The sequence below is a fragment of the Loktanella agnita genome, assembly GCF_046640325.1.
GTDB lineage: Bacteria > Pseudomonadota > Alphaproteobacteria > Rhodobacterales > Rhodobacteraceae > Yoonia > Yoonia agnita.
The window spans coordinates 1-3,504 of the sequence record NZ_JBJMBF010000037.1; the positions used below are offsets into that span (position 1 = coordinate 1).

Annotated in this window: 7 protein-coding genes; 3 read left to right on the top strand and 4 right to left on the bottom strand. The window is 58.2% G+C overall.

Annotated features, from left to right (window positions below; all coding sequences use genetic code 11):
* Positions 1–29 precede the first annotated feature (29 nt).
* The 4 genes from ACJ5NV_RS20275 to ACJ5NV_RS20290 all read right to left on the bottom strand — a co-directional run bounded on the left by ACJ5NV_RS20275 (position 30) and on the right by ACJ5NV_RS20290 (position 1,377).
* Positions 30–350 carry a hypothetical protein gene (locus ACJ5NV_RS20275; protein ID WP_411646679.1) on the bottom strand — a complete coding sequence of 107 codons (321 nt, stop codon included), beginning with the start codon at positions 348–350 and terminating at the stop codon, positions 30–32.
* A gap of 38 nt (positions 351–388) precedes the next feature.
* On the bottom strand, positions 389–550 hold the full coding sequence (locus tag ACJ5NV_RS20280) for a hypothetical protein (RefSeq protein WP_411646680.1): 162 nt from the start codon (positions 548–550) through the stop codon (positions 389–391).
* Positions 547–780: a hypothetical protein gene (locus ACJ5NV_RS20285; protein WP_411646682.1), complete on the bottom strand. Its 234-nt coding sequence runs from the start codon at positions 778–780 to the stop codon at positions 547–549. The genes ACJ5NV_RS20280 and ACJ5NV_RS20285 overlap by 4 nt, the downstream gene beginning before the upstream one ends.
* A 222-nt stretch (positions 781–1,002) precedes the next feature.
* Positions 1,003–1,377, bottom strand: a complete 375-nt coding sequence (locus ACJ5NV_RS20290; protein ID WP_411646684.1) for a helix-turn-helix domain-containing protein — start codon at positions 1,375–1,377, stop codon at positions 1,003–1,005.
* A 397-nt stretch (positions 1,378–1,774) separates the two neighbouring features.
* Here ACJ5NV_RS20290 and ACJ5NV_RS20295 point away from each other — a divergent pair, with 397 nt between their 5' ends.
* The 3 genes from ACJ5NV_RS20295 to ACJ5NV_RS20305 all read left to right on the top strand — a co-directional run.
* Positions 1,775–2,131, top strand: coding sequence for a hypothetical protein (locus ACJ5NV_RS20295; RefSeq protein ID WP_411646686.1), 357 nt, complete (start codon positions 1,775–1,777; stop codon positions 2,129–2,131).
* A gap of 170 nt (positions 2,132–2,301) precedes the next feature.
* A complete protein-coding gene (locus tag ACJ5NV_RS20300; RefSeq protein ID WP_411646688.1) occupies positions 2,302–2,667 on the top strand; it encodes a hypothetical protein in 366 nt (121 codons plus the stop codon).
* A gap of 178 nt (positions 2,668–2,845) precedes the next feature.
* Positions 2,846–3,504 (top strand): helix-turn-helix domain-containing protein (locus tag ACJ5NV_RS20305; RefSeq protein WP_411646690.1); only part of this gene is annotated, 659 nt, incomplete at its 3' end.

Genomic DNA, 3,504 nt, shown 5'->3' on the forward strand with positions numbered 1-3,504 from the left:
GCGCGCAATGCAGGAGGTTTCACAGCCGATCAGGACGCGCATGGCTGCTCTCCCATGCGGAGGGCGCAGGTCGCCCAATCGCGCGCTGCCGCGTCCACGGTGCCACCCGTGCCGGTACATCCCCACACTGTCACCTGATACTCAAGAGGTCCCCACTCGGGCGTGGATTCGATCAACGTGCCGCCGTGGTCCAGTACCGCTAGCTGCATCAGCGTAGAGGCTGATTGATCATCTATGGTGGCGTCAATCCGCGCTGCAATCTCGCGACGGACATGGGCGGTCATCGCCGCGAGGTCGAGGCCAAGCTTTGCGGCCAAGGCAAAGTTGGGGGTTTGCGGCAAAAGCATCATGAAAGGGATCCTTGAAATGAGAAGGTTGGCGGGGCGCGTCAGAGCGCTGCGATCCAAGCGCCCAGCAGGAAGGTCGCAATGTAGCAGGCCATCCGTTTGAAGCGTGCCATGCGTGCCGCCCGCTGATCGCGGAGCAGCAGCTGCTGCTGATAGATTGGAAACTGCGCTGCGACGACGGCGGCGTGCAAGCCGGTGGTCACGCCGCACCGCCCAGAATGTCCTGCAGGCGCCGGGTTGGTGATGGCTGCAGTTTGCGCTGGACGTCTTGCAGGCGCGACAGCCCGATTTGTGAAATCGTCTGTCCGCGCGCTGACTTCAGCGTCGCCCAAGCAAGCAGGCGGCGGGTGTCGGTGCTGTTGGGATTCATCACGACAGCGATTGCTTCGGCAACCAGTCTTCCGTGATGAATTGGACAAGCGGTTTCGAACATAAGGGCCTCCATCAGGCAAGTGATGGATATTTCGATAGTAGGGTAAAAACCTATGTCAAACTAATTAGTAAAAAAAACCCACAAAAACACTGCGAAAAAAATTGGCGTAATTTCCCGGTCTTATATATTGGAAGTCATCTGCCCCAGTGTTGATGCCTAGGGGTCGTTGGGCTAATCGTGCTCAAATGTTCTGCAAATATTCCCGTCGGGTGGAGGGCAACTTCATGTGTTATGATCATTGGTTGATTTGTCGATTGCTTCAGATTCTTGATTGTCCTGATCGGACGCGGCAAGAAGTCCTTGTCCATAGCTTATCAGCTTCTGGCGGAGGTCATCCGGCAGTAGCATTGTTAGGCGAACTATCTCTTTCTCCGCCGGTGTCTGAGCGTTCGACATAAAAACTTCATAGGTTGTGCCGAGCGCTTCGCAGATTTTATTTGCGGTTCGAAGTGTTGGTGTTTCTATCTTCCCCGAAAGAAGTTGTCTGATAGTGCTGTTGTCGAGCCCAGCCTTAATCGCCAGGCCTGACACCGTCAGGCTCTCATCCTGTTCGATCACTGCTTGCAGCTTTTCGGCGAATGCTCTGTTTTTGCTCATGGCTTAAGTTACCTCAGGGATGCGTAAACTTTCACTAGGATAAAAAACCTTCGTCTATGTAGGTTTAATAACCTATATAAGTGCTCTGGAAAAGTTGATGACTGAAGTTCGTGCGTATGCTGACCGGTTGGGCGTTGAGCCTAGCACCGTCCTGCAGCGTGCTGGTGCTGGCAATGGCGGGGCGGGGTCCCGTTGGCAGAAAGCGGGCAGTTGCACGATGCACACTGCTGATCGATTGCGCCGATACATTGCAGACAACCGGCCGAAGTCACTAGCGGAAGCGGGATGAGTTAGATGTTTCGGGCATCGTGCGCTGAAGCAGCCGGACATTTTAACCAAACCGCCCATGCCAGCATATTTCAAAATAGTCCCATTCAACCATTGAAGGTCTGCCCTCATGCCTATTGCCAATTTTGTCACTCCTGCGGCGCCTGTCTCCGACCACCACGCTAGCCGTTTTTCACAGCCGCAGTCCCGGCCCGGTTTTCCAGCGCAAAAGTCTGGAGAGGTGCTGTACCTGGACCAATATCGCGGCACGGCGTTCAAACACTGGTTTGCAACGGCCTTTGCGTCTTATCTCCGCGATCGCTTTGTGAATCCCGAACAGGTGGCGACAGCCTTTGGCGTGCGCGCCAGCACAGCCTGGAACTGCTGGAATGGCGACAACAAGGCCTCGGGCGATGTGGTGGCGCGCCTGTTCATGACCTTTCCCGATGCGGGGGCGTGGTTTCTCAAAAGCTGGGAGGGCCGGTGATGACCTGTGCCCTTAAAGTTTTGCACCGGGTGTTCGCACTGCTGAGGTTCCCATCATCTTATACCTACCTGTCGCGCTGCGCGTCTGACTCACGTGCGGCCACTTCCCGGGGGCGGGTCTGACCCGTCCCCGGTTTTGTTATGTCGGCAGGGCGGGGTGACCGATCCATCATGAATTCAGAGCAAGCCAATGACGAGATGGCGCGGGTGCTGGGGGCGTTCATCGCGGCGGAGGAAGCCGCCGTGGTGGCGGTGCCGCCGAAAGAGGAAGAGCCGCGCATGCCGTGGCCGGAGGAATGGTTCGTGCGGCGCGACCGGTTCGACCTAGTGGCCTGCCAGCGCATGTGGGGCGCTGTGCTGCTGAGCTGCCTGCGCGGTGCGCTCGGGGTGAGCAGTGCCTATGAAACCGAGATTGCCGGGCGGTGGCTGCCGACTGGACCGGCTCACCGGACTTCGTGTTGGTCTGTGACTATGCCGGGGTCAATCCTGTGGGGCTTCTGGCTTGCCTTGCTGATCCCCCACGCCGGGCCGCGCTGATGGAGACGCTGCGCCATGGGAGCAGCGTGTTCTTCGATGATTAGTTCTTTCAAAATCAAAGCTATTCCAATGGGCGGCGGTCAGGCCTTTGTCCGCGGCGTACCCGCGTGGCCGCCGGTGTTACGCGGCCCGGATACCCGTTGGATCGATCCCAAAACGACAAGAAGAGGAGAGCGACATGAGCCATAAGGCAACGAATTGGTTGTCGAAGCTGGAGGCGGACCGGATCGGGGCAAGTGAGTTCCGGGTGCTGTTCCATCTCTGCGACTGCCACAATGCGACGAAGGGCTGCTTTCCAACGCAGTCCTACCTGATCGAAAAAACCGGGGCGTCGAACGGCACCGTGAACAACGCGCTGACCGCACTCGAGGCCAAAGGGCTGATCCGGCGCCACCGGGCGTGGGATGGGACCACCAAGCGCCAAAAACCCACCCGCTACATGCTCGGCTTCGAGATGGCCGACCCGTCTCCAAAATCTGGAGACGGAGCCGTCTCCGATTTGAGGGGTAAGCCGTCTCCAATTCAGAGGGCGACCCGTCTCCAGCCCACTGGAGAGAAACCTGTAAAGAACCAGGAAAGAACCAGCGCGCGCGTCCGCACAGCACCGTTTTATGGCTCCAAGGCCGACCAGGCGGCGAGCATGTGGGCGGGCTGGATCAAGGAAGGCAAATACATTCCGCCGACAGCGATCACGGCCAGCCTAGCGGCACGGATGCTGGAGATGAAGCTGGTGACGCAAGGCGAACTGCGGGCCGCGAAGGTGTCCCTCGTCAACAAACGCTGCGACCCGCTCACGCAACTCTATCGGATGTGGTTTGCCCATCTGCGCCCCCCATA